Raw genomic sequence first — 25634 nt, 5'->3', positions numbered from 1 at the left:
AAACGAAAATCAAAACATTAAACGACAGAAAAAAACAATATCAAAAATTTAGCTTAAATTAGCATTAAACCCTCTCTTAAATTTTAAACCAAAAAGTTCAAATTTATCTGAAGACTTACAACCCAAACTATGTGATATTCACATTTATATATAACATGACTAAGTTTCTTATATTTGCTCATAGTACAAATATAGGCATAGCCTTCAGAACATGACCACCAGCAAAGCAGGTGGTTTTATAAGATGAAATAAAGAAATATACAAAAAGCAATTAGAAACTTTAATGTTAAATTTAAAGCAGCAAAAACCTAAACTTAATAAAATTTGTTTAGCTACATCTGATGGGTTTGATTTTATAGAAGTTAACAAAATACTATATTGTAAAGCTGAAGGCTCTTACACCGAATTTGTAATTAATAATTCAGAAAAATTGCTTGTTAGTAAACACTTAAAAGAATACGAAAACCTACTTTTAGAACAAGACTTTATGCGCGTGCATAATAGCTACCTAATTAATTTAAAAGAAGTTAAAAAATATGTCAAGTCTGATGGTGGATATATTATTATGAATAATGGAGATATAGTTAGTGTTACACGCTCTAAAAAAGAAGATTTCATTAAAGTTATGTCCTATTTAACTAATTAAAACAAATTTGTCTTTTATTGGGTTAAGACTTTTTACCATAAAAAATTATTTTTAAGTTACATTAGTTACTCTAATAAAATTAATTTCACTTTTAAACAAAAAAGAATTATAATTTGCTACCATGTTTTTATAATGACTGTAAAGAATAGTGATAGCCCTGAAATTTAGTCGTAAAACACCCCATGCAAAACAAAAAAATATGAATAATAACTTTTTAAAACTAGTACTCTTATTCGTTTCATTATTCATTTTTTGTTGCAAATCTGAAGAAAAACAAATAGAACAACGACCAAATATTCTATTCATCATGTCTGATGATCATACCTCACAAGCTTGGGGAATATATGGTGGTGTTTTAAAAGATTATGTTCAAAATGCGAACATTACTCGGTTGGCTAATGAGGGCACAGTATTAAATAATGCCTTTTGTACAAATTCAATTTGTGTACCAAGTAGAGCAAGTATTCTAACAGGACAATACAGTCAAAAAAATGGAGTTTATACACTTAGCGATGCTCTAGATCCAGATAAAGATAATATTGCCAAAGTATTAAACAGTAATGGCTACCAAACGGCAATTATTGGAAAATGGCATTTAAAAAAAGAGCCATCTGGTTTCGATTATTACAATATATTACACGATCAAGGACGCTATTGGGACCCTATATTGAGAACTTCTGAAAATTTTAATAAACCAAAGGAAGAATGGGATGTACACAAAGGCTTTTCTACCGATGTTATCACACAACTATCTATTAACTGGCTAAATCAAAGAAACAAAGAAAAACCGTTTATGTTAATGACACATTTTAAGGCAACTCATGAACCTTTTGATTTTCCTGAACGCTATAATGATTTATATAAAAACATAGAAATTCCAGAACCTGCTTCACTTTTAGAGTTTTCTCCAGAAACTTCTGGACGTAGTTTTCCTGGTCAACAATTAGAAAATTTGAGCTGGCGCTACGAACAAGCATCAAACGACCCAGATAAATGGTGGTGTAAATATCCTGGACTACCATTTTACACTAATAACTTGGATAGTATTTCTGCTCGAAAAGCAACATATCAAAAATTCGTTAAAGATTTTATGCGTTCTGGAGCAGCTATTGATGATAATATCGGTAAACTTTTAGATTATTTAGAAGCATCAGGTTTAGCCGAAAATACCGTTGTAATTTATACAGCAGACCAAGGTTATTTTTTAGGTGAACATGGTTTTTTTGATAAACGTTTAATCTATGATGAATCACTAAGAATGCCTTTTGTTGTTAGATACCCAAAAGAAGTTCCTGCAGGAAAACGTATTGATGATATTATTTTAAATATCGATTTTCCAGCATTATTTGCCGATTATGCTGGCGTTAAAAAACCAGAGTCTATGCAAGGACAGAGCTTTAGAGAAAACTTAAAAGGAAACACGCCTGATGATTGGAGACAATCGGCTTATTATCGATATTGGACCAATCATGCTAAAAGACCAGGGCACTTTGGTATTAGAAATAAACGCTATAAACTAGCATTATTTTATGGACTTTCTTTGGATATGACAGGCTCATCTAAAGAATCTACTACTCCAGCATGGGAATTTTACGATTTAGAAAAAGACCCAAACGAAATCCACAATGCTTATAATGATGCTTCTTATTCTGAAATTATAAAAGAGATGAAGGTTGAGTTAAAAAAACAACGCGAAACTTTTGATGATACTGATATAAAATATACAGAGATGCAAGATATTTTTAATGCGTATTGGGAATAAAAGCATCTCAATACTCATAGTATTTTTTTAGAATTTGATAATCATTTTTAATTTCATACTTTGCATAACTCCTTAATTACAAATATTAAATGACAGAGATTACAAGAATTTTTGATTTTCCATATCATCAATTAAAAACATATAATTTACAAAAAGCATTTACCACAAAATATAATGGTAAATGGGAATCGATTTCTACACAAGAATATATTAATAAAGCCAATGCAATAAGTAGAGGTTTATTACAATTAGGTGTTAAACCAAATGATAAAATTGCTATAATTTCTTCAACCAACAGAACCGAATGGAATGTTTTAGATATTGGAATATTACAAATTGGCGCCCAAAATGTACCTATTTATCCAACCATCTCTAAAGAAGATTATGAATATATTTTAAATCATTCTGAAGCAACACATTGTTTCGTTTCTGATGAGAGTATTTTAGAAAAACTCAACATTATAAAAGGAAACACAAAACTTAAAAATGTATTTACTTTTGATAATATTAGCGGTGAAAATAATTGGAGTGATGTTTTAAAATTAGGCAAAGACAACTCAAACCAAAGCGATGTTGAGGCAAGAAAAAAAAATGTAAAACCTAACGATTTAGCAACTTTAATTTACACTTCTGGAACTACAGGAAAACCTAAAGGTGTTATGCTATCTCACAATAATTTAGTATCAAATGTTTTAGATAGCGAAAAACGTGTGCCATTTGTATATGGAAAATCTAAAGCTTTAAGTTTTTTACCTATTTGTCATGTTTTTGAACGCATGATTTTGTATTTGTACCAATATTGTGGTGTAGAAATTTATTTTGCGGAATCTATTGAAGCGATGAGTGATAATCTCAAAGAGATTAAACCAAACGTAATGACTGCTGTACCTCGACTTTACGAAAAAGTTTATGATAAAATTATAGCAAAAGGTAGCGATTTATCAGGAATTAAAAAGATGCTTTTCTTTTGGGCTGTTAAAGTAGGCTTAAAATATGAGCCTTATGGTAAAAATGGTTGGTGGTACGAAAAGAAACTTAATCTAGCCAGAAAACTTATTTTTAGTAAATGGAAAGCTGGTCTTGGCGGAAATTTAGATTTAATGGTATCAGGTAGTGCAGCACTTCAAACTAGATTAACGCGCATATTTGCAGCTGCTGAAATGCCAATTATGGAAGGCTATGGACTCACAGAAACATCGCCAGTAATATCGGTAAACGATCAACGTAATGGTGGGTTTAGAATTGGCACTGTTGGTAAAGTGATTGATAATGTTGAAGTAAAAATAGCTGAAGATGGTGAGATTTTAGTTAAAGGCCCAAACATTATGCAAGGTTACTTTAAAGATTCCAAAAAAACAGATGAAGTAATGACTGGCGACTATTTTCATACGGGTGATATTGGTGAAATTTGCGACGAAGGATTCTTGAAAATTACAGATCGAAAAAAGGAAATGTTTAAAACTTCTGGCGGAAAGTACGTTGCTCCTGCATTAATTGAAAACAGATTTAAACAATCTCGATTTATTGAACAAATAATGGTTATTGGAGAAGGCGAAAAAATGCCTGCAGCTTTAATTCAGTTAAATTTTGAATTTGTTGAAGAATGGGGCAAGCGTCATGATATCACTTTCAACTCCAAAAACGATATTATTTGTAACGAAACTCTACACGAACGTATTCAAGAAGAAATTGATGAAGCCAACACCCATTTTGGGAAATGGGAGCAAATAAAAAAGTTTGAAATTACTCCCGATGTTTGGACTATTGATGCTGGACATTTAACTCCAACCATGAAAATGAAACGAAAAGTAATTAAAGAAATTTATAAAGATTTAATTGAGAAAATTTATAGGTCATAAATTTATAGAAACTATTACTTTCAATTATTCCCACAAAGCCCACTAATTTTAACACCTAACTCGGTATACTCATCGTGAATAGCTTTTAGCAAAGAATATTCATCAAAAGACTTGACCAAGTTCCCATATCATAATGCCACCTAAACCACTATTATGTGCCAAATTAACTTTAGATTTTATTGTTGGCATACCATTATAATAAGAATTACCTACCTGATCTAAATTAGCATTATTTACATTGTCTTGAACCATTTGAGAATAAGTAAAAGAAACTGCTGTAGAAGCATCTATAAAATTATACACATAAAACGGGACACTTAAAGTTAGTTTTTCTGCAGGCGTTCCAACTGTTTTATTCCAAAAGTTAATCCCATCTCTTGAAAAATTTATTGAACTGTGCTGACTAGGGTTTGATGGTTGCCAAGACCCTGTAGCATCGTAAGACATTATATTTATAAAATCAAAAGCATCTAATGCAGCATTACTAACATTGCTATATAAAGTTTGCGGAAAAGCAACCATTATTAATTTATTGTGCTCATCTAATGCAGCTTTTAACTCGATTACAAAATCGCTGTAGCCTGACGTTACATGACTCCATTCTAAATCCACATCAACGCCATCCAAGTTGTTATCAAGCACGTAGTTTACAATCTTTTCAATAAATAAAGGTCTATTAGCAGAAATATCAATTAAATCTGACCAACTTGCCGCTTGCTCCGTTGTTAATGCGCCACCAGCCAAAGAAATACAAATAATTATGTTAGGGTTATTCATTCTTGCAGTTGATGTAACCTGAGAAATACTAGGCATTATAATATTACCATCACTATCTGGATTTGCAAAAGCCAAATAATGAGTAAGTTTACAAAAATCAATTTTATCGTTAAAAAAAACTATAAGCTGGCAAATAACCAACAACTCTTGCTGCTTTATCATTATCAATTACCACTACAATATCATCGCTATTTTTACTGCAAGACAGTACTAAAAATGATGCAGTCAACAGCAAATTAAATTTTAATAACTTGGCTCTTAATAAATTAGTGTACTTCATTTTTCATATCTCATTTAGTAAAAAATACACTAATAAATTTAAAATTATTTATTTTTTCATACATTTAGGAATTACTAACCATTAAATTTATTGACAATGAAAACAAAAAATTTCTTAGTTGCTGGTATTGTAGGAGGTATTGTTGACTTCCTTTTAGGTTGGCTTTTTTATGGTCTTCTATTTAAAGATTCATTTCCACAACCAGAAGAAGATTCTAATGCATTAATATTTATCTTTTTAGGATGCATTACTTTTGGATTATTTGTAGCTTATATTTTTACCAAGTGGGCTCAAATTACTACTGTAACAACTGGAGCTAAAGCTGGCGCTGTAATTGGTATATTTCTTGCGCTTTATTGGCATTTCTTTGGAATGGCAATGGACCCAAGTACACCAATAGAAACTGTTGGTTTAGATATTGTTATTTCTATTGTTATGGCTGCAATTGTAGGTGCTGTTGTTGGGTTAATAAACGGTAAACTAGAGTAGCACACTAAATCTTATTAGAAAATTTTGGCCACCATTTTAAATGGTGGCTTTTTTATTTAAAACAAAATCAATTTTTATTATGCGCGCATAATAAAATTTCATATATTTGGGCACCAACTACTCTCAAATGAAAGATAAAACTATTGATTACGTATTAAGAACCACATGGCTAGCCGTTCAAAAAATGTATAACGAAGAAGCTGCAAAGTTTGAAAGTACGATGGCTACGGGATTTACATTATTAAATATTGATCCAGAAAAAGGCACCCCTTCAACAGCATTAGGGCCAAAAATGGGAATGGAAGCCACTAGTTTATCAAGAATATTAAAAACCATGGAAGTTAGTGGTTTAATTGAACGAAAATCGAACCCGAATGACGGAAGAAGTGTCCTAATACATTTAACCGATTTTGGGAAAGAAAAAAGAGATTATTCCAAAGAAAAAGTACTCACTTTTAATGAAACCATTAAAGGTAATATTTGTCAAGAAAAACTTAATAACTTTTATGAAGTTGCCGAATTAATTAACGAAATGGTAACAAACAAAAAAATATACAATCAAAACAACGATAAGTAGTTTAAATAAGATGAGCAAACGCAGAATAAAAAAAATAGCCATTATAGGTTCAGGAATTATGGGAAGTGGTATCGCTTGTCATTTTGCTAATATTGGTGTTGATGTTTTATTATTAGACATCGTGCCAAGAGAACTTAATGATAAAGAAAAAGCTAAAAGCTTAACTTTAAAAGACAAAGCCGTAAGAAACAGATTAGTTAACGATGCCTTAACTGCATCAATAAAATCTAAACCTGCTCCACTCTATCATGCCTCTTTTAAAAATAGAATTACAACAGGAAACCTGGAAGATGATATTGAAAAAGTGAAAGATGTAGATTGGATTATGGAAGTTGTTGTTGAAAGACTTGATATTAAACAACAAGTATTTGAAAAGTTAGATAAATACAGAACTCCAGGAACTTTAATTACATCAAACACCTCTGGTATTCCAATTAAATTTATGAGTGAAGGACGAAGTGATGACTTCCAGAAACATTTCTGTGGAACACACTTTTTCAATCCTGCACGCTACTTAAAATTGTTTGAAATTATTCCAGGTCCAAAAACATCTCAAGAGGTTTTAGATTTCTTAAACGAATATGGCGAAAAATTCTTAGGTAAAACCTCAGTTGTCGCTAAAGACACTCCTGCATTTATTGGAAATAGAATTGGAATTTTTGGAATTCAAAGTCTGTTCCATCAGGTCAAAGAAATGGATTTAACAGTTGAAGAAGTTGATAAACTAACAGGTCCAGTAATTGGTAGACCAAAATCGGCAACCTTTAGAACGGTTGATGTAGTTGGTCTTGACACCTTGGTTCATGTAGCTAATGGTATTTATGAAAATTGCCCAAATGACGAAGCTCATGAGCTTTTCAGACTACCTGAATTCATCAATACCATGATGAAAAATAAATGGCTAGGCAGTAAGACTGGTCAAGGATTTTACAAAAAAGAAGGAAAGGAAATAAAGACTTTAGATTTAAACACACTCCAATATAGAGAAAAAAAATCGGCCAGATTTGCCACCTTAGAATTAACAAAAACAGTCGATAAAGTTATCGACCGATTTCCAATTTTAGTTTCAGGAAAAGATAAAGCTGGAGAATTCTACAGAAAGAATTTTGCTGCAATGTTTGCCTATGTATCTAATAGAATACCCGAAATTTCTGAGGAACTTTATAAAATAGACGATGCCATGAAAGCTGGTTTTGGTTGGGAACATGGTCCTTTCCAGATTTGGGATGCCATTGGTGTTGAAAAAGGCATCGAACTCATGAAAGCTCAAGGTTTAGAACCTAATCTATGGGTTAATGATATGCTTGCATCTGGAAGCAAATCTTTCTATACCATTAAAGATGGAGCTACCTATTTTTATAACATTGCATCCAAATCTCAAGAAAAAATTCCTGGGCAAGATGCCTTCATTATTTTAGATAACATCAGAAAATCTAATGAAGTATTTAAAAACTCAGGCGTAGTCATTGAAGATTTAGGAAATGGCATATTAAATGTTGAATTCCAAAGTAAAATGAATACTATTGGTGGTGATGTACTTGCTGGATTAAATAAGGCTATTGATATAGCAGAAAAGGATTTTGCTGGATTAGTTGTTGGAAATCAAGGCGCCAATTTCTCAGTAGGTGCTAACATTGGAATGATTTTCATGATGGCTGCCGAACAAGAATACGATGAGCTCAATATGGCTATCAAGTACTTCCAAGATACCATGATGCGAATGCGTTATTCTTCAATACCAACAGTTGCTGCTCCTCATGGAATGACTCTTGGAGGTGGTTGTGAATTATCAATGCATGCTGACAAAGTTGTTGCTGCTGCTGAAACTTACATTGGTCTTGTAGAATTTGGAGTTGGAGTTATTCCTGGTGGTGGAGGTTCTAAGGAAATGGCATTAAGAGCTTCAGACACTTTTAGAAAAGGTGATGTAGAACTTAATGTATTGCAAGAATATTTCTTAACTATAGGAATGGCGAAAGTGGCAACTTCAGCTTATGAAGCTTTTGATTTAGGTATCCTTCAAAAAGGTAAAGATGTAGTTGTTGTAAATAAAGACAGACAAATAGCAACTGCAAAAGCTTGTGCCAAATTAATAGCAGAATCGGGTTACACACAACCTGTAAAACGTAAAGATGTAAAAGTTTTAGGAAAGCAAGCATTAGGTATGTTCTTGGTTGGAACTGACTCCATGGAAGCTAGTCATTACATTAGCGAACATGACCAAAAAATTGCTAATAAGTTAGCCTATGTTATGGCAGGAGGAGATTTATCTGAACCAACTTTAGTAAGTGAACAATATTTATTGGATCTGGAACGCGAAGCTTTTCTTTCATTGTGTACAGAGAGAAAAACACTTGAAAGAATCCAACATATGTTAAAAACAGGAAAACCACTGCGCAACTAATTGCGCTGCTATAAGCCTTATGCTAAATGCAATAGGCTAAATTAATTCAAAAGCTTATAGCATATTGCTTAAAGCCAAAAGTAAAAATAAAATGAAACAAGCATATATAGTAAAAGCATACAGAACAGCTGTTGGTAAAGCACCAAAGGGTGTCTTCCGATTTAAAAGAGCTGACGAATTAGGTGCTGAAACCATTCAGTACATGATGAAAGAATTACCTAATCTTGATGTGTCCAGAATAGACGATGTCATTGTTGGTAATGCTATGCCTGAAGGTTCGCAAGGGTTAAACATGGCACGATTTATTTCTCTAATAGGATTAAACAGTGTCGATGTTCCAGGAGTAACGGTTAATCGTTTTTGTTCTTCCGGAATCGAAACCATTGGTATTGCTACTGCGAAAATTCAAGCAGGAATGGCAGATTGTATCATTGCAGGAGGTTCAGAAAGTATGAGTTCTGTTCCTATGACAGGTTTTAAACCAGAATTAAATTACGATACTGTAAAAGCGGGTCACGAAGAATATTATTGGGGAATGGGAAACACTGCCGAAGCTGTAGCCAATCAATTCAAGGTGTCTCGAGAAGATCAAGATGAATTTGCTTTTAATTCTCATTTGAAAGCCTTAAAAGCACAAGCTGAAAACCGTTTTCAAGATCAAATTGTTCCAATAACAGTTGACGAAACTTATATTGATGAAAATGGAAAGAAAGCAACTAAATCTTATACAGTCACTAAAGATGAAGGGCCTCGTGCCGGAACAAATTTAGAAGCCCTTGCAAAATTACGCCCTGTTTTTGCTGCTAATGGAAGTGTTACAGCAGGAAATTCATCACAAATGAGTGATGGAGCTGCCTTTGTTATGGTAATGAGTGAAGACATGGTTAAAGAATTAAACCTCGAACCAATTGCAAGATTAGTCAATTATGCAGCAGCTGGAGTTGAACCTCGCATTATGGGAATTGGGCCTGTAAAAGCAATTCCAAAGGCTCTAAAACAAGCTGGATTACAACAAGATGATTTAGAATTAATAGAATTAAATGAGGCATTTGCTTCGCAATCTTTAGCAGTAATTAGAGAGCTAAATTTAAATCCTAACATCATTAACGTGAATGGCGGAGCTATTGCATTAGGGCATCCTCTCGGTTGTACAGGAGCCAAGCTTTCAGTTCAATTATTTGACGAAATGCGTAAACGAGAAATGAAAGGTAAATATGGCGCCGTGACAATGTGTGTTGGAACTGGTCAAGGTGCTTGTGGAATATTTGAATTTCTTAATTAAGAACAAGGACAATTAGAACCAAGAGACAAGACTTAAATGCATAATTTCAAAAAACTAAAAATATGGATAGTTAGTATGGAGTTAGTTTCAGAATCTTATAAAATAACACGAACTTTTCCAGATTTTGAAAAATTTGGATTATCAAATCAAATGAATCGATGTGCAGTTTCAATTCCTTCAAATATAGCTGAAGGTTCTAGTAAAAGCACAGATAAACATTTCAATAAATATCTTGAAAATAGTTTAGGTTCTGCTTTTGAATGGGAAACCCATTTAACAATTGCATTTAACGAAGGTTATCTATCAGAAGAAAAAATCAAAGAATTAGAAGAAAAAATAAAACAAATACAAAAAATGATTTCAGGTTTTCAATCTGGACTTAAATTTTAAGTCTTGAATCTTGAGTCTTGAATCTATTAATCTTAAAATAGAATGGAAGAAAAAGAATTATTAAGAGGAGGTCAGTTTCTTGTAAAAGAAACAAACTGCGAAGATGTTTTTACTCCTGAAGATTTTTCAGAAGAACAACAAATGATGAAAGATGCAGTTATGGAATTTAATGACCGCGAAATTATCCCTCACAAAGCACGATTTGAAGCAAAAGATTATGCTTTAACTGAAGACGTTATGCGTAAAGCTGGTGAATTAGGATTTTTAGGTGTTGCAGTACCTGAAGCTTATGGCGGCTTAGGAATGGGATTTGTTTCAACCTGCTTAACATGTGATTATATTTCAAGCGGCACAGGCTCTTTCAGTACTGCCTTTGGCGCACATACAGGAATTGGAACCATGCCAATTACACTATATGGAACAGAAGAACAAAAACAAAAATATGTGCCAAAATTAGCTACTGGTGAATGGTTTGGTGCTTATTGTTTAACAGAACCTGGAGCTGGAAGTGATGCTAATTCAGGAAAAACAACTGCTACACTTTCTGAAGATGGAAAATCTTACAAGATTAACGGCCAAAAAATGTGGATTTCAAATGCAGGTTTTTGCCGTTTAATGATTGTTTTTGCAAGAATCGAAGATGATAAAAATATAACAGGTTTTATTGTAGAATATGATGAAGACAACCCTAATGGAATTACCCTAGGTGAAGAAGAACACAAACTAGGTATTCGTGCTTCATCAACACGACAAGTATTTTTTAATGACACTGTCGTTCCTGTTGAAAACATGTTATCTGAGAGAGGAAACGGTTTCAAGATTGCAATGAATGCTCTTAATGTTGGGCGTATAAAATTAGCAGCTGCTTGTTTAGATTCTCAACGTCGTATTTTAACAACAGCTGTAAATTATGCTAATGAGCGTAAGCAATTTAAAACACCTATTGCCAATTTTGGTGCTATTAAAACCAAATTAGCACAAATGGCAACAAGTGCTTATGCTGGCGAATCTGCAACCTACAGAGCTGCAAAAAATATTGAAGATAGAATTGCTATTCGTGAGGCTTCTGGTAACTCACACCAAGAAGCAGAACTTAAAGGTGTTGAAGAATATGCCATTGAATGTTCAATTTTAAAAGTAGCTGTTTCTGAAGATGTTCAAAATGCAGCAGATGAAGGTATCCAGATTTTTGGTGGCATGGGATTCTCTGAAGAAACACCTATGGAAGCTGCATGGAGAGATGCTCGTATTGCTCGTATTTATGAAGGTACTAACGAAATTAACCGAATGCTTTGTGTTGGCATGCTAGTAAAAAAAGCAATGCGTGGACATGTTGATTTACTTAATCCAGCAATGAAAGTTCAAGAAGAATTAATGGGCATCCCATCTTTTGAAACTCCAAATTATTCTGAATTGTTTTCCGAAGAAAAAGCAATGATTAAAAAGCTTAAAAAAATATTTTTAATGGTTGCTGGTGCTGCTGTTCAAAAATTTGGACAAGATTTAGAAGAACAACAGCAATTATTAATTGCTGCCGCTGATATTTTAATTGAAATATATCTTGCAGAATCCGCCGTTTTAAGAACTGAAAAAAATGTAAAACGCTTTGGAGAAGATTCTCAATCCGTACAGATTGCAATGTCTAAACTATATCTTTATAACGCCATTAATATTGTTGAAGATAAAGGTAAAGAAAGTATCATTTCATTTGCCGAAGGCGACGAACAACGTATGATGCTAATGGGACTTAAACGTTTTACTAAATACCAAAACTACCCAGATATAGTTGATTTACGTAACGAAATAGCCGAAAAAGTTAAGGCTGAAAATAAATACTGTTTTTAGTTTACTAGAAACATTTTGTGACTAACTTCAAATGTAAAAGCGTTTCAGGATTAATTTTCTGGAACGTTTTTTATTTTATTATCTTTAAATCATAATTTTTAATCGATAAAATTATTTATTCAATCTAAAAAAGTGTGGATTGTCTAGTTTTGTTGGTAGGTTTTTTAGTGAACAAAAATCACTTAACACATTATGAAAAAAAAATTAGTTTAAATGAAACATCCATGATTAATATTTAATCACACAACCAAATGATTATTTAGGATGTTACATATGACCGTTGAATAACAATAAATATAAACACATGAAATGAATGTTTATGTCGATATACATCAAAATGACGGTTCAGTAGGAACCATAAAATTTAATTATACTAAATAACATGAAATATTTTTTAGTAACATTATCATTTCTATTTTCATCACTTTTAATAGGTCAAACCAATCAACAAATTTATGATATTATTGATGCCGTTTCTTCAGAACGTATAAAAAAAAACATTCAAATCTTGGCAAACTTTGGTACAAGAAACACATTTAGTGATACCATTTCTGAAACTAGAGGTATTGGAGCTGCAAGACGTTGGATAAAGTCAGAGTTTGAAACTATTTCAAAAAAATGTAGTCATTGTTTAGAAGTTTTTTATCAAAAAGATTTTGTTACTAAAGCAGGTAATCGCCGTGTTCCGCATGATGCTTGGGTGGTAAATGTAGTAGCCATTCAAAAAGGCAATAAATATCCAAATCGATATATTATTATGAGTGGCGATATAGATTCCCGAGCCAGTAATACTATGGATTTTACTACAGATGCTCCTGGAGCCAACGATAATGCATCTGGTATGGCTGGAACCATTGAAACCGCTAGGGTTTTATCTCAATATAAATTTGAAAGTAGTATTGTTTATGTTGGGCTTTCTGGTGAAGAACAAGGGCTTTTTGGTGGCGCTGGATTAGCTAAATATGCAAAAGATAAAGCTTGGGATATTATAGGTGTTTTGAACAACGATATGATTGGGAATATTAAAGGTGTTGATGGTGTAATTGACAATAGAACTTTTAGAATTTTTTCTGAACCAGTACCAGCAAACGAAACCGAAAGACAACGAAAATTACGCCGTTTTTATGGTGGCGAAGTCGATGGAATATCGCGACAATTAGCGCGATATATTCATAAAACTGTAAAAACTTATATGCCAGAAATGAATCCCATGATGGTATATAGATTAGACCGATTTGGTCGTGGTGGGCACCATAGACCATTTAACGATTTAGGCTTTGCAGGTGTTAGAATTATGGAAGCTCATGAAAACTACACCCAACAGCATCAAGATATTAGAGAAGAAAACGGCATTAAATATGGCGACGTTATTGAGCATGTTAATTTTAATTATACTAAAAAACTAACAGCAGTAAACGGTATTAATCTTGCCAGTTTAGCTTGGGCACCTCCTGCACCAAAAGAAGTAGCTATTGGTGGTGTAGTAGAACCATCGGCAAAATTTAAATGGAATAAAGTGGATGGAGCCAAAGGCTATAAAATTTATTGGCGAGACACCACTTCGCCTACTTGGGATAATAGTCGCTATGTTGGGGATGTTTCAGAATTCACGTTAAATGGTATTGTTATTGATAATTATTTCTTTGGAATTTCTGCCGTTGGTGAAAACGGATTTGAAAGTACTGTGGTATTTCCAAATAAAGTTATGAGATAAAATTTTTAGACAATGAACAAAAACAACCTTGTAATAATAATATTTACTATTGTTTCAATTCAAATGTTCTCGCAAGAACTTCTGCAAGAAAAAACACACTTTTCAAGACAGGATTCACTTCGGGGAAGTATTACACCAGAACGTGAATGGTGGGATTTAACTTATTATCACTTGGATATAAAAGTTGAACCAGATAAAAAATTTATATCGGGTAAAAACACCATTCATTATAAAGTTTTAAAAACCGATTCTGTAATGCAAATAGACCTACAACCGCCATTAAAACTAACAAAGGCTACCCAAAACAATAAAGAACTAAACATAAAGCACGACGGAAATGCGCACTTTATTTCCCTCTATATCAAGCAAAATATTGGAGACACCAATAGTGTAACTGTTTACTACGAAGGCATCCCAAAGGAAGCTGTTCGTGCTCCTTGGGATGGAGGTGTATCTTGGAAAAAAGACAATAATGGCAATCATTTTATAGCAACATCTTGCCAAGGTTTAGGTGCCAGTGTTTGGTGGCCCAATAAAGACCACATGTACGATGAGGTTGACAGTATGCAAATTAGCGTAAATGTGCCTGATAAATTAATGAACGTATCTAACGGTAGATTACGTAAAGTAGAGCAAATTAAAGATACAAAAACCTATCATTGGTTTGTAAAAAACCCAATCAATAATTACGGTGTTAATATAAATATTGGTGATTACGTTAATTTTTTTGAGGTTTACAATGGAATGGCTGGAAATTTAGATATGAATTACTATGTACTTCGCGATAATCTAGAAAAAGCTAAAAAACATTTTAAAGATGCGCCTAAAATGATGAAAGCTTTTGAGCATTGGTTTGGGCAATATCCGTTTTATGCTGATAGTTTTAAATTAGTTGAAGTCCCATATTTAGGCATGGAACACCAAAGTTCTGTAACCTATGGAAACCAATATAAAAAAGGTTATTTAGGTAACGATTTATCGGGAACTGGCTGGGGTTTAAAATTCGATTTTATTATTATTCATGAAGCTGGGCATGAGTGGTTTGCAAATAGCATCACTAATAAAGATATTGCTGATATGTGGATTCATGAAAGTTTTACTGCGTATTCTGAAAATTTGTTTTTGGATTATTACTACGGAAAAGAAGCATCAGCAGATTATGTAATAGGAACTCGAAAAAACATTGCTAATGACAAGCCTATTATTGGAAAATATTACGGTGTAAACAAAAAAGGGTCTGGTACAGATATGTACTACAAAGGTGCTAATATGTTACATACCTTGCGTCAACTTATTGAAGATGATGAAAAATGGCGACAAATTTTACGTAAAATGAACATAACATTTTACCATAAAACCGTAACGACTCAACAAATAGAAAATTTTCTTTCTAAAGAAACAGGTATTAATTTAACCGAATTTTTTAACCAATATTTAAGAACTACTAAAATTCCAACTTTAGAGTATTTACATAAAAATAAGTCTTTAAAATATCGATGGACAAATATTATTGATGGTTTTGACATGCCTATTCAAATTAAAATAGGAAATAAAAAACAATGGATTTATCCTAAAACAGAATGGCAAAATTTAAAAATATCTTCTAGTAAAACACCAATAGTTGTTGATAAAAACTTTTATGTTGAAACAAAAAAGCTCTAATCCCAATGGATAGAGAAATAACCTTAAAAGAAATTGAGGCAGAAACTAACTAAACTACAAAAAAACGCTCTGAAGAAAATTTTTAGAGCGTTTTTTTATTCCACACGTTTAAGTGCTTCTATATTTTCAATTTTTATTTGTTTACCAATTGTAGCAATAAAACCATCCCTTTTAAATTGAGATAATACACGTATGGCAGATTCAGTAGCAGTTCCAACTATATTAGCAAAATCTTCTCTAGAAAGTAATACACTCAATGTCCCATCAGGATTAGTACCAAAACTATCATGAATATAAACTAGAGCTTCTGCTAAACGTTGACGAACAGATTTTTGAGCCATATTAACAATTACGTCATCAGCCTCTTTTAAATCATGAGCCATTTCTTTTAAAACTTCAAAAGAAAACTTTGAATTTTTTTGTAAATCTTCAATAATTTCACTCTTAGGAATAAAACAAACTTCCATATCGTTTAGAGCTACTGCTTGCAAATTTGAACTTTCATCAGAAATTAGCGAACGTTGACCTAGCAATTGTCCTTTAACAACCATTTTAACTATTTGATCTTTACCGTTAGCACTTAACTTTGATAGTTTACAAATACCATCTTTAACACAATAAACTCCGTTTAAAGTTTCTCCTTCTTCAAAAATTACATCGCCTTTTTTAATAGTCATCGAAGTTTTACAACCAGAAATACGCATTAACTCATCTTTAGTCAATGCTTTAAGAGAATTAAACTGCTTTATAATACATTGTTCGCACTTACCCATACTAAATAATTGATGTTTGGTAAAAATAAATAAAACATGACAAATATCATATTAAAAATTTTACTAACTTTTAACCTTTGCAATAGGTGTAATTGAGTAAATTAATAATGAGTAAAAACACGTGTTTTCATTGTGGTTTAAATGCTACTTCTACAAAAATCACATTTGATGATAAATCGTTTTGTTGTAATGGCTGCAAAACAGTTTACGAAATTTTTTCTGCTAATGACTTAACGTGTTATTACGATTTACAACAAGCTCCAGGGACTACTCCCAAAGATATTGAAGGCAAATACAACTTTTTAGAAAACCTAAAAATTGTTGACCAATTACTGGAATTTAATGATGAAAACACCCAAATTGTTAATTTGTACATCCCCAATATTCATTGCAGTTCATGTATTTGGATTCTGGAAAATTTAAATAAATTAAACCCTTCAATAAGCTCTTCTATTGTCAATTTTGGAAAAAAATCAGTTCGAGTTACTTATAATTCTGAAAAATACTCACTAAAAAACCTTGTAACTTTACTAAGTAGTATTGGTTACGAACCTTATATAAGTTTAGACGATTATAGCGTTGGCAAAAAACAAATTGACCGATCGCTTATTTACAAGCTTGGTGTTGCTGGTTTTGCTTTTGGCAATATAATGTTTTTATCGTTTCCTGAGTATTTTCAAGTGAGTGGTTTTTGGATTGAGCAATACGCACCTGTTTTTAGATGGCTCATGTTTGTCTTTTCAATTCCTGTAGTTTTTTATTCGGCTCAAGATTATTTTATTTCGGCATACAAAGGGCTTCGCTCTAAAATTTTAAATATTGATGTACCTATTGTTCTTGGGGTTTTAGTATTATTTTTAAGAAGTACTTTTGAAATTATTTTAGATATCGGTACTGGTTTTTTTGATAGCTTAACTGGTCTTATTTTCTTTTTACTTTTAGGAAAATTTTTTCAACAAAAAACTTACACTTTCTTATCTTTTGAACGTGATTACAAATCGTATTTCCCAATTGGAATTACTAAAATCACTTCCAAAGAAAAAGAAGAATCCATACAAGTTTATGACATTAAAAAAGGCGACCGATTACTTATAAGAAATGAAGAATTAATCCCTGTAGATTGTATTTTAATAAAAGGTAACGCTCGAATAGATTATAGTTTTGTTACTGGCGAATCAAAAACCGTTTCTAAACAATCTGGAGATAAACTTTTTGCAGGAGGCAAACAACTAAATGGAACTATTGAAGTTGATGTTTTAAAATCTGTTGAGCAAAGTTACCTCACACAACTTTGGAGTAACGATGTCTTTAAAACAGATAAAACATTGGCGTTTACAAACATTACAAATAGTATAAGTAAACGCTTTACAATTACTATATTATTAATTGCTTTAATTGCCTCTTCGTATTGGGTAATTTTAGATTCTAGTAAAGTATTAAATGTTTTTACATCGGTTTTAATTATTGCTTGTCCTTGTGCTATTGCGCTTTCTGCCCCTTTTACTTTCGGCAATATTTTACGAATTTTAGGTAAGAAAAAATTCTATTTAAAAAATGCAAGTGTAATTGAACAATTAGCGAAAATAAACACCATAATTTTTGACAAAACTGGTACGATAACAGCAAATAAAGAAACCACTATTAATTATGAAGGGGCAACACTTTCGGCTTCTGAAGAAGCACTTTTAAAAAGCACTTTGCGAGGCTCTAATCATCCTTTAAGTAGATCGTTGTACAGCCTTTTAGACGAGCACAATATTGTTTCATTAGATACTTTTAAAGAGCATTTTGGTAAAGGTATTGAAGCCAAATACAAACAAGAATATATAAAAATAGGTTCTGCGCCTTTTGTTGGACACTCATCAGATGTGGCAACATTAAACACCACAGTGCACGTTAGCACTAACAATACATACAAAGGTAAATTTACGTTTTACAACGCTTACAGGAAAGGTTTATCACAATTATTTAATGCATTAAAAAAAGAATATGACTTAGTAATTCTTTCTGGTGACAATGCGGGTGAAAAAGACAATTTAACCAAATTGTTACCAACTAAAACCAAGTTGTTGTTTAACCAGAAACCAGAAGATAAACTGGAGTATATAAGATATCACCAAAGCGAAGGTGCTAAAGTATTAATGGTTGGAGATGGATTAAACGATGCGGGCGCACTGGCACAAAGTAATGTGGGCATTGCTATTTCAGAAAACGTCAATGTTTTTTCACCAGCTTGTGATGCTATTTTGGATGCTTCAAAATTCAATCAATTATTTAATTATATAAAAATTTCAAAATCGGCCATAAAGATTATTAAATGGTGTTTTCTTTTGTCGTTTATTTATAACATTATAGGGCTTTACTTTGCAGTCACAGGGCAATTGGCACCAGTTGTAGCTGCTATTTTAATGCCTTTAAGTTCTATTAGCATTGTGGTATTTACAACCATTACAACAAATATTTTAGGCAAAAAATTAGAATGATTACAAATAACTAAACATGACAAAAATCATGTTTTCAAAACATGTATAAAAGTATTTTTGCAACCTAACTTTAAATAGGCATGAGTGTTATATATATTTTACTAAGTATCAGCATTATTGTGGCTATTGGCTTTTTTATTGCATTTATTTATGCCGTAAAAAAAGGACAGTTTGATGATAGTTACACACCTTCCGTTCGTATGCTTTTTGAAGACGAACTTGTTAAAGAACAATTAAAACCATCTATAAAAACCAAAAAGACTAATTAATTATTATGGAAGTACAACAGTTTCATTACGATAACAAAATCGTTAAAAATTTCCTCTATGCCACAATAGTTTTTGGGGTTGTAGGAATGCTAGTAGGTTTAATACTTGCCTTTATGTTTCTATTCCCAAATCTTACCGATGGCATTTCATGGCTTAGTTTTGGTCGTTTAAGACCATTACACACCAACGCTGTAATTTTTGCCTTTGTAGGTAACGCTATGTTTGCAGGTGTTTACTACTCGCTTCAGCGTTTATTAAAAGCGCGTATGGCAAGTGATCTTTTAAGTAAAATTAATTTCTGGGGTTGGCAACTTATTATTGTAGCAGCCGCAATTTCACTTCCATTAGGATACACAACATCTAAAGAATATGCCGAATTAGAATGGCCAATAGATATTGCTATTGCCCTTATTTGGGTAGTTTTTGGTGTAAATATGATTTGGACTATTTTAAAACGACGCCAACGCCATTTATATGTAGCTGTTTGGTTTTACTTAGCCACATTTGTAACGGTTGCTGTACTTCATATTTTTAACAGTTTAGAGCTTCCTGTTAGTGCTATGAAAAGCTACTCGGTTTACGCTGGAGTACAAGATGCCTTAGTACAATGGTGGTACGGACATAATGCGGTTGCATTCTTTTTAACCACACCTTTTTTAGGATTGATGTACTATTTTGTGCCCAAAGCAGCAAACAGACCTGTGTATTCATATAGGTTATCTATTGTGCATTTCTGGTCATTAATATTTATATACATTTGGGCAGGACCTCATCACCTTTTATATACAGCCTTACCAGAATGGGCTCAAAACTTAGGTGTTGCCTTTTCAGTCATGTTACTGATGCCTTCTTGGGGTGGTATGATAAACGGATTATTAACGCTTCGTGGTGCTTGGGATAAAGTACGTACAGACCCCGTTTTAAAATTTATGGTAGTAGCTATTACGGGTTATGGTATGGCAACTTTTGAAGGCCCTATGCTTTCACTTAAAAACGTAAATGCCATTGGTCACTTTACAGATTGGATTATTGCTCACGTTCACGTTGGTGCTTTAGCATGGAATGGTTTTATGGCTTTTGGTATTATTTATTACCTAATCCCAAGATTATTTAAAACTAAATTATACTCGCTTGGATTAGCTAATTTACATTTTTGGTTAGGCACATTAGGCATTATCGTTTATGCATTGCCAATGTATGTTGCTGGATTTACTCAAGCCAGTATGTGGAAACAGTTTAACCCTGATGGTACTTTAGTATACGGCAACTTTTTAGAAACAGTTTCTGAAATTATTCCAATGTATTGGATGCGTGCTATTGGTGGCACACTATACATAGTAGGTATGCTAATCTTAGTTTATAATATTATTATTACTATTAAAAATGGTAGTAAAGTTAGCGATGAGTTAGCCGAAGCTCCTGCATTACAAAACGTATCAAAACGTCGTGTAGCTGGAGAAGGTTGGCACACTTGGTTAGAAAGACGACCTGTACAATTAACATTATTAGCTACAGTTGCTATTTTAATTGGTGGTATCATTCAAATTGTACCAACTATTATGGTTAAATCTAACATCCCAACTATTAGTAGTGTAAAACCCTATACACCTTTAGAATTAGAGGGTAGAGATATTTATATACGAGAAGGTTGTGTGGGTTGCCACTCGCAAATGATTCGCCCTTTTAGAAGTGAAGTAGAGCGCTACGGTGAGTATTCAAAAGCAGGAGAATTTGTGTACGATCATCCTTTCCTTTGGGGTAGCAAACGTACAGGTCCAGATTTACATCGTGTAGGTGGTAAATATTCTGATAATTGGCATCTAAACCATATGTACGACCCACAGAGTACTTCTTCGGGTTCAATAATGCCAGCTTATCAGTGGTTGGTTAAAAACAAACTTGACAAATCGCAAACCGAAGCCAAAATGAAAACTATGGTTTCTTTAGGTGTTCCTTATACAGATGAAGATATTGCAAACGCTCAACAAGCCATGTTAGATCAAGGTACTCAAATTGAGAAAAACCTGTATACCGATCCAGATTTTGCCGAAACTTACGAAGCAGATAAAACATCTAGCGGTGAAGATTTTGTAGAAATGCGTAATCGCGAAATAGTAGCATTAATAGCTTATTTACAACGCTTAGGAACCGATATTAAAGTAGAAACCGCTCAAAACTAAATACTATGCTAAAATTTGTAAAAAACCATATGGAAAGCATTACCGGTATTGAGATATACCCTATTATTTCCTTACTTATATTTTTCATCTTTTTTGTAGTTTTATTTTGGTGGGTTTTCACTGCTAAAAAAGACTATATAAATAGGGTAAGCAACTTACCATTAGACAACCAAAATCAAACAGAACTATGAGACATTTAATTCCATCTTGGGTAAGAGTACCGGTTGTATTCTTTATCATATTCGCAATAGTAGAATACTTTATAGATTCTGGTGAAAAGCCAGCGTTTATAGAACAACCTATAGTATTACTATTTTTATTATTAGTACTAATAATTTTAATAGCTATTGAAGCTATTGTGGCTTCTGTTGATAATATTTTGTACCAAAGTTTAGATGAAGAAGGTAAAGCAAGATATGATGCACAACGCAGCAAAGCACCAGAATTTAAGTGGCTAAAAAACACTTATAAAAAATTACTTGGGCAAAAACCAATTCAAGAAGAACACGAAATTATTTTAGACCACAATTACGATGGTATAAAAGAATTAGACAACAACCTTCCACCGTGGTGGCTTTGGGGTTTTTATGCAACTATTATTTTTGCTGCTGTTTATTTATTGAGGTTCCACGTATTTAATGGTGAAAATCAATATCAAGAACTAGAAGCTAAAATAGCGCAAGCCAAATTAGATATTGAAGCCTATAAAAAAACCGCCAAAAACTTGGTAGATATTAATACCGTTGAGTTGTTAACTGATGCATCCGATTTAAAAGCTGGGCAGAAAATTTTTGAAACTAACTGTGTTGCTTGTCATAAATCTGATGGTGGCGGTGGTATTGGTCCTAACCTAGCGGATGAATATTGGATATTAGGCGGAGGTATTAAAAACGTATTTAAAACGGTATCTGAAGGTGGTAGAGATGGTAAAGGTATGATAGCTTGGAAACAAAGTTTAAAACCATTAGAAATTGCTCAAGTTTCTAGTTATGTTTTACAGTTTCAAGGCACAACACCAGCAGAACCTAAGGCAGCAGAAGGTGAAATTTGGGTAGATCCAAATACTGAAGCAACTACCTCTGAAATAGAAGAAATAGTAATAGATTCAACACAAGTAGAATAAACTATTGTTAGTTCGATTGGTTTTTTAAATAAAAAAATAAACATCATTTGGAAGCTCCAAAAAATGAATCATTTAGAGACTCTATTGGCACCATTAATGAGGAAGGCAAACGTGCTTGGGTTTATCCAAAAAAACCAAGTGGTAAATTTTACCAAAAGCGAAAAATAGTTAGCTATTTTTTATTGGCTTTTTTATTTGCAGCTCCTTTTATAAAAATTAATAGCAACCAGTTCTTAATGTTCAATGTTTTAGAGCGTCGCTATAATATTTTTGGTTTTCCGTTTTGGCCACAAGACTTCCATTTATTTGTTATTTCAATGCTTATTGGTGTTGTTTTTATTGCCCTTTTTACAGTAGGATTTGGTCGTATTTTTTGTGGTTGGATTTGTCCGCAAACCATTTTTATGGAAATGGTTTTCAGACGTATTGAATATTGGATTGATGGAGACCGTAACAAACAACGAAAACTAGACAGACAAAAATGGAATGCCGAAAAAATAAGAAAACGGGTTTTAAAATGGTTTATATTTTTAGTCATTTCGTTTTTAATTGCTAATATATTTTTGGCCTACTTAATAGGAAGCGATAAACTTTTAAAATATATTACCGATGGTCCTTTCGAGCATTTAGGAACACTGTTTCCTCTTATTATTTTTACAGCTGTTTTCTATTTTGTATTTGCTTGGTTTAGAGAGCAAGTGTGTATTATTGCTTGCCCCTATGGGAGATTACAAGGCGTTTTACTTGATAACAAATCAATAGTTGTAGCCTACGACCATAAACGTGGTGAAGGCAAAAACGGTAGAAAAAAGTTTAGAAAAAATGAAGACCGAAAAACTCTTGGTCATGGAGATTGCATAGATTGTTTACAATGTGTACATGTTTGTCCAACAAATATAGATATTAGAAATGGTACGCAGTTAGAATGTGTAAACTGTACAGCTTGTATTGACGAGTGCGACCATATTATGGAAAGCATAAATCTGCCAAAAGGTTTAATTAGATATGCCAGTGAAAACGAAATAGAGAAAAAAGAAAAATTCAAGCTTACCGCTAGAATGAAAGGCTATATAGCTGTACTAACTATTTTAACAGGTCTTTTAATAGGTATGCTTATGCTACGAAACGATGTTGAAGCTAGAATATTACGTTTACCAGGGCAATTATACGAACATAAAGAAGGCACTATTATTAGTAATGTTTTTACTTATAAACTAGTAAATAAAACATCTAAAACAATTGATAATATAAACTTTAAACTTAGAAAGTATAAAGGTGAAATTAAATTAGTATCGGCAGATAACAATATTATGGTACCTAAAGAAGGCTTAGCAGAAGGTACACTGTTTATTGAGGTTGATAAAAACGACTTAAAAGGCGACAAAAACAAGTTAACAATTGATATTTACAGCGGAGATATACTAATAGAAACAACTACAGTTAGCTTTTTAGCACCACGAAGTTATAACTAATTGATTATTTTTTAAAATAAAGAATTATGAAATTTAATTGGGGAACAGGAATTGTATTAGCTTTTATAGGCTTTATTAGCTTTATCATGTACTTTATTATTACTATGCATACTAATGATCAATACGACCACGATTTAGTTACTGAAGATTACTACAAGCAAGAATTAGAATTTCAAAATGATATTGAAAAACAAAAAAATTCGAAAGCATTAACAACTAATATTGATTGGAAAAAAACTAGTGAAGGTATTGTTTTAACATTTCCAAAAACATTAAAAGCTGAAAATATAACAGGAAAAGTGTTCCTATACAGACCATCTAATAAACAATTTGACTTTGATGCTACTATTTCACTGTCAAACCATAATTTGCTCATACCTGACAAACGTTTGTTAGATGGTCGTTGGAACATTATAATAGATTGGCAATATAGCGGAAAATCATATCTCTACAAAAAAGAGATTGTATATTAAATTTTAAAATCTATGCTTTGGTCTGCATTTATATTGGGTCTTTTAGGAAGCTTCCATTGCGTTGGCATGTGTGGTCCTATTGCGTTTATGCTACCCGTAGACCGAAGTAATTCTACAAAAAAAATAATACAAATTTCTACCTATCATTTTGGTAGACTATTGGCGTACAGCTTAATTGGATTAATTTTTGGTTTAGTTGGAAAAAGTCTCTATATCTTTGGTTTGCAACAACAACTATCAATTCTTATTGGTATTATTATGATTGTAGTTGTGTTAATTCCTGCTCAAACCATTAATAAGCATAACTTTTCCAAACCTATATATAAAATAATATCTAAAGTAAAATCTGTTTTAGGCAAAACCTTAAAAAAGAAAACTGCAGACACCTTTTTAACCATAGGTTTTTTAAATGGTTTTTTACCTTGCGGGTTAGTTTATATGGCTGTCTTTGCATCTATAACAACAGGTGTAACTTTAAAAAGTAGTTTATACATGATCGTGTTTGGTTTAGGTACTATTCCACTTATGACTTCCGCTATTTATTTAGGCCATTTTTTAAATGCAAAAATTAAGCAACGCATATTAAAAACTATACCTATTTTTGTCATCTTAATTGGTTTATTATTTATTATAAGAGGTTTAGGCTTGGGTATTCCGTACCTATCTCCTGCTCCAATTACAGAAACAGCTTCTAGCTCTATAGAATGTCATTAAAAGACTTTTAAACATGATTTACAATACATTTTCAACCAATAATAATACTATGCACTAACTAATGAAGACTGCCTCATTATTAGTATCTTTTACCTTAAGTATTCTTATTATGTTTAATAGTTTAAGAATATCTATTACCTATGCATATTACGAGCTAGACCCTATTGGATTTATTGAAAAACTATGTATAAACAAAGACAAACCAGAACTACAATGTAACGGCAACTGCCATTTAAAAAAAGTTACTGAATCAAATACTAATAATGATAACAACCACCCTACACAAATATTAGATTTTAAAGAAATTTTATTCTTTACACAAGAACCTAATGCTTATAATTTACATTCAATAAAATGTTCTAATAAAGTTTCTGTAGCATACAAAAACCTATACGCTTTTTTAGGTTTTAAATCTCACTATCGCCCACCAAAAGTGCAATTAATTTTTAATAATTAATTT

At 32.4% G+C, this 25634-nt stretch carries 23 protein-coding genes; 20 read left to right on the top strand and 3 right to left on the bottom strand.

Annotated features, from left to right (window positions below; all coding sequences use genetic code 11):
• Positions 1-283 precede the first annotated feature (283 nt).
• From L3X37_RS06000 to L3X37_RS05990, 3 genes are all read left to right on the top strand, one after another.
• A complete protein-coding gene (locus L3X37_RS06000; protein ID WP_237239266.1) occupies positions 284-646 on the top strand; it encodes a LytR/AlgR family response regulator transcription factor in 363 nt (120 codons plus the stop codon).
• Positions 647-845: 199 nt separating this feature from the next.
• Positions 846-2408, top strand: coding sequence for a sulfatase family protein (locus tag L3X37_RS05995; RefSeq protein WP_237239265.1), 1563 nt, complete (start codon positions 846-848; stop codon positions 2406-2408).
• Between the two features lie 89 nt (positions 2409-2497).
• Positions 2498-4267 carry an AMP-dependent synthetase/ligase gene (locus L3X37_RS05990; RefSeq protein WP_237239264.1) on the top strand — a complete coding sequence of 590 codons (1770 nt, stop codon included), beginning with the start codon at positions 2498-2500 and terminating at the stop codon, positions 4265-4267.
• A 102-nt stretch (positions 4268-4369) separates the two neighbouring features.
• On the opposite strand, the gene L3X37_RS05985 is transcribed toward L3X37_RS05990, so the two are convergent.
• Together L3X37_RS05985 and L3X37_RS05980 are read right to left on the bottom strand one after the other, a co-directional pair.
• Positions 4370-5119, bottom strand: a complete 750-nt coding sequence (locus L3X37_RS05985; RefSeq protein ID WP_237239263.1) for a glycosyl hydrolase family 18 protein — start codon at positions 5117-5119, stop codon at positions 4370-4372.
• 34 nt (positions 5120-5153) lie between these two features.
• The gene (locus L3X37_RS05980; protein WP_237239262.1) at positions 5154-5324 is read right to left on the bottom strand and encodes a hypothetical protein; all 171 of its coding nucleotides are present in this window, start codon (positions 5322-5324) and stop codon (positions 5154-5156) included.
• A 96-nt stretch (positions 5325-5420) separates the two neighbouring features.
• Here L3X37_RS05980 and L3X37_RS05975 point away from each other — a divergent pair, with 96 nt between their 5' ends.
• The 8 genes from L3X37_RS05975 (at position 5421) to L3X37_RS05940 (ending at position 15687) form a co-directional block, all read left to right on the top strand.
• Positions 5421-5813 carry a hypothetical protein gene (locus L3X37_RS05975; RefSeq protein ID WP_237239261.1) on the top strand — a complete coding sequence of 131 codons (393 nt, stop codon included), beginning with the start codon at positions 5421-5423 and terminating at the stop codon, positions 5811-5813.
• A gap of 127 nt (positions 5814-5940) precedes the next feature.
• A complete protein-coding gene (locus tag L3X37_RS05970) occupies positions 5941-6390 on the top strand; it encodes a MarR family winged helix-turn-helix transcriptional regulator (protein ID WP_237239260.1) in 450 nt (149 codons plus the stop codon).
• Positions 6391-6400: 10 nt separating this feature from the next.
• Positions 6401-8794 carry a 3-hydroxyacyl-CoA dehydrogenase/enoyl-CoA hydratase family protein gene (locus tag L3X37_RS05965; RefSeq protein WP_237239259.1) on the top strand — a complete coding sequence of 798 codons (2394 nt, stop codon included), beginning with the start codon at positions 6401-6403 and terminating at the stop codon, positions 8792-8794.
• 91 nt (positions 8795-8885) lie between these two features.
• Positions 8886-10076, top strand: a complete 1191-nt coding sequence (locus tag L3X37_RS05960) for an acetyl-CoA C-acyltransferase (protein ID WP_237239258.1) — start codon at positions 8886-8888, stop codon at positions 10074-10076.
• 36 nt (positions 10077-10112) lie between these two features.
• Positions 10113-10466: a four helix bundle protein gene (locus tag L3X37_RS05955; RefSeq protein ID WP_262910787.1), complete on the top strand. Its 354-nt coding sequence runs from the start codon at positions 10113-10115 to the stop codon at positions 10464-10466.
• A gap of 42 nt (positions 10467-10508) precedes the next feature.
• Positions 10509-12311 carry an acyl-CoA dehydrogenase FadE gene (locus L3X37_RS05950; protein WP_237239256.1) on the top strand — a complete coding sequence of 601 codons (1803 nt, stop codon included), beginning with the start codon at positions 10509-10511 and terminating at the stop codon, positions 12309-12311.
• Positions 12312-12693: 382 nt separating this feature from the next.
• Positions 12694-14025, top strand: coding sequence for a M28 family peptidase (locus tag L3X37_RS05945; RefSeq protein WP_237239255.1), 1332 nt, complete (start codon positions 12694-12696; stop codon positions 14023-14025).
• Positions 14026-14037: 12 nt separating this feature from the next.
• Positions 14038-15687, top strand: coding sequence for a M1 family metallopeptidase (locus L3X37_RS05940; RefSeq protein ID WP_237239254.1), 1650 nt, complete (start codon positions 14038-14040; stop codon positions 15685-15687).
• A gap of 95 nt (positions 15688-15782) precedes the next feature.
• Here the strand turns inward: L3X37_RS05940 and L3X37_RS05935 are convergent, their stop codons facing one another.
• Entirely contained in the window at positions 15783-16460 is a 678-nt protein-coding gene (locus L3X37_RS05935; RefSeq protein WP_237239253.1) for a Crp/Fnr family transcriptional regulator, read from the bottom strand.
• A gap of 107 nt (positions 16461-16567) precedes the next feature.
• On the opposite strand from L3X37_RS05935, the gene L3X37_RS05930 reads away from it, so the two are divergent.
• From L3X37_RS05930 to L3X37_RS05890, 9 genes are all read left to right on the top strand, one after another.
• Positions 16568-18943, top strand: coding sequence for a heavy metal translocating P-type ATPase (locus tag L3X37_RS05930; RefSeq protein WP_237239252.1), 2376 nt, complete (start codon positions 16568-16570; stop codon positions 18941-18943).
• 80 nt (positions 18944-19023) lie between these two features.
• Positions 19024-19212, top strand: a complete 189-nt coding sequence (ccoS, locus tag L3X37_RS05925) for a cbb3-type cytochrome oxidase assembly protein CcoS (RefSeq protein WP_237239251.1) — start codon at positions 19024-19026, stop codon at positions 19210-19212.
• A gap of 5 nt (positions 19213-19217) precedes the next feature.
• Positions 19218-21392: a cytochrome-c oxidase, cbb3-type subunit I gene (gene ccoN / locus L3X37_RS05920; RefSeq protein ID WP_237239250.1), complete on the top strand. Its 2175-nt coding sequence runs from the start codon at positions 19218-19220 to the stop codon at positions 21390-21392.
• Positions 21393-21397: 5 nt separating this feature from the next.
• Entirely contained in the window at positions 21398-21583 is a 186-nt protein-coding gene (locus L3X37_RS05915; RefSeq protein ID WP_237239249.1) for a CcoQ/FixQ family Cbb3-type cytochrome c oxidase assembly chaperone, read from the top strand.
• Positions 21580-22515 carry a cbb3-type cytochrome c oxidase N-terminal domain-containing protein gene (locus L3X37_RS05910; RefSeq protein WP_237239248.1) on the top strand — a complete coding sequence of 312 codons (936 nt, stop codon included), beginning with the start codon at positions 21580-21582 and terminating at the stop codon, positions 22513-22515. Before L3X37_RS05915 ends, L3X37_RS05910 begins: the two co-directional genes overlap by 4 nt.
• 47 nt (positions 22516-22562) lie before the next feature.
• Positions 22563-23987 carry a cytochrome c oxidase accessory protein CcoG gene (ccoG, locus tag L3X37_RS05905; RefSeq protein WP_237239247.1) on the top strand — a complete coding sequence of 475 codons (1425 nt, stop codon included), beginning with the start codon at positions 22563-22565 and terminating at the stop codon, positions 23985-23987.
• 26 nt (positions 23988-24013) lie between these two features.
• A complete protein-coding gene (locus L3X37_RS05900; protein ID WP_237239246.1) occupies positions 24014-24460 on the top strand; it encodes a FixH family protein in 447 nt (148 codons plus the stop codon).
• Positions 24461-24472: 12 nt separating this feature from the next.
• Complete coding sequence (locus tag L3X37_RS05895) at positions 24473-25174, top strand: sulfite exporter TauE/SafE family protein (protein ID WP_237239245.1); 702 nt, start codon at positions 24473-24475, stop codon at positions 25172-25174.
• A gap of 61 nt (positions 25175-25235) precedes the next feature.
• Positions 25236-25631 (top strand): hypothetical protein, encoded by a 396-nt coding sequence (locus L3X37_RS05890; protein ID WP_237239244.1) that lies wholly within the window; start codon positions 25236-25238, stop codon positions 25629-25631.
• Positions 25632-25634: the final 3 nt, after the last annotated feature.

This window comes from Wocania arenilitoris (genome assembly GCF_021728535.1).
Taxonomy (GTDB): Bacteria; Bacteroidota; Bacteroidia; order Flavobacteriales; family Flavobacteriaceae; genus Wocania_A; species Wocania_A arenilitoris.
Note: the sequence above shows the minus strand (reverse complement) of the source record. Positions and strands in the feature narration are given on the sequence as shown.

What these genes read in the sequence shown, in the direction of transcription:
- L3X37_RS06000 (WP_237239266.1), top strand. Translation starts at nt 284, where the DNA reads ATGTTAAATTTAAAGCAGCAAAAACCTAAACTTAATAAAATTTGTTTA.
- L3X37_RS05995 (WP_237239265.1), top strand. Translation starts at nt 846, where the DNA reads ATGAATAATAACTTTTTAAAACTAGTACTCTTATTCGTTTCATTATTC.
- L3X37_RS05990 (WP_237239264.1), top strand. Translation starts at nt 2,498, where the DNA reads ATGACAGAGATTACAAGAATTTTTGATTTTCCATATCATCAATTAAAA.
- L3X37_RS05980 (WP_237239262.1), bottom strand. Translation starts at nt 5,324, where the DNA reads ATGAAGTACACTAATTTATTAAGAGCCAAGTTATTAAAATTTAATTTG.
- L3X37_RS05975 (WP_237239261.1), top strand. Translation starts at nt 5,421, where the DNA reads ATGAAAACAAAAAATTTCTTAGTTGCTGGTATTGTAGGAGGTATTGTT.
- L3X37_RS05970 (WP_237239260.1), top strand. Translation starts at nt 5,941, where the DNA reads ATGAAAGATAAAACTATTGATTACGTATTAAGAACCACATGGCTAGCC.
- L3X37_RS05965 (WP_237239259.1), top strand. Translation starts at nt 6,401, where the DNA reads ATGAGCAAACGCAGAATAAAAAAAATAGCCATTATAGGTTCAGGAATT.
- L3X37_RS05960 (WP_237239258.1), top strand. Translation starts at nt 8,886, where the DNA reads ATGAAACAAGCATATATAGTAAAAGCATACAGAACAGCTGTTGGTAAA.
- L3X37_RS05955 (WP_262910787.1), top strand. Translation starts at nt 10,113, where the DNA reads ATGCATAATTTCAAAAAACTAAAAATATGGATAGTTAGTATGGAGTTA.
- L3X37_RS05950 (WP_237239256.1), top strand. Translation starts at nt 10,509, where the DNA reads ATGGAAGAAAAAGAATTATTAAGAGGAGGTCAGTTTCTTGTAAAAGAA.
- L3X37_RS05945 (WP_237239255.1), top strand. Translation starts at nt 12,694, where the DNA reads ATGAAATATTTTTTAGTAACATTATCATTTCTATTTTCATCACTTTTA.
- L3X37_RS05940 (WP_237239254.1), top strand. Translation starts at nt 14,038, where the DNA reads ATGAACAAAAACAACCTTGTAATAATAATATTTACTATTGTTTCAATT.
- L3X37_RS05935 (WP_237239253.1), bottom strand. Translation starts at nt 16,460, where the DNA reads ATGGGTAAGTGCGAACAATGTATTATAAAGCAGTTTAATTCTCTTAAA.
- L3X37_RS05930 (WP_237239252.1), top strand. Translation starts at nt 16,568, where the DNA reads ATGAGTAAAAACACGTGTTTTCATTGTGGTTTAAATGCTACTTCTACA.
- ccoS (WP_237239251.1), top strand. Translation starts at nt 19,024, where the DNA reads ATGAGTGTTATATATATTTTACTAAGTATCAGCATTATTGTGGCTATT.
- ccoN (WP_237239250.1), top strand. Translation starts at nt 19,218, where the DNA reads ATGGAAGTACAACAGTTTCATTACGATAACAAAATCGTTAAAAATTTC.
- L3X37_RS05915 (WP_237239249.1), top strand. Translation starts at nt 21,398, where the DNA reads ATGCTAAAATTTGTAAAAAACCATATGGAAAGCATTACCGGTATTGAG.
- L3X37_RS05910 (WP_237239248.1), top strand. Translation starts at nt 21,580, where the DNA reads ATGAGACATTTAATTCCATCTTGGGTAAGAGTACCGGTTGTATTCTTT.
- L3X37_RS05900 (WP_237239246.1), top strand. Translation starts at nt 24,014, where the DNA reads ATGAAATTTAATTGGGGAACAGGAATTGTATTAGCTTTTATAGGCTTT.
- L3X37_RS05895 (WP_237239245.1), top strand. Translation starts at nt 24,473, where the DNA reads ATGCTTTGGTCTGCATTTATATTGGGTCTTTTAGGAAGCTTCCATTGC.
- L3X37_RS05890 (WP_237239244.1), top strand. Translation starts at nt 25,236, where the DNA reads ATGAAGACTGCCTCATTATTAGTATCTTTTACCTTAAGTATTCTTATT.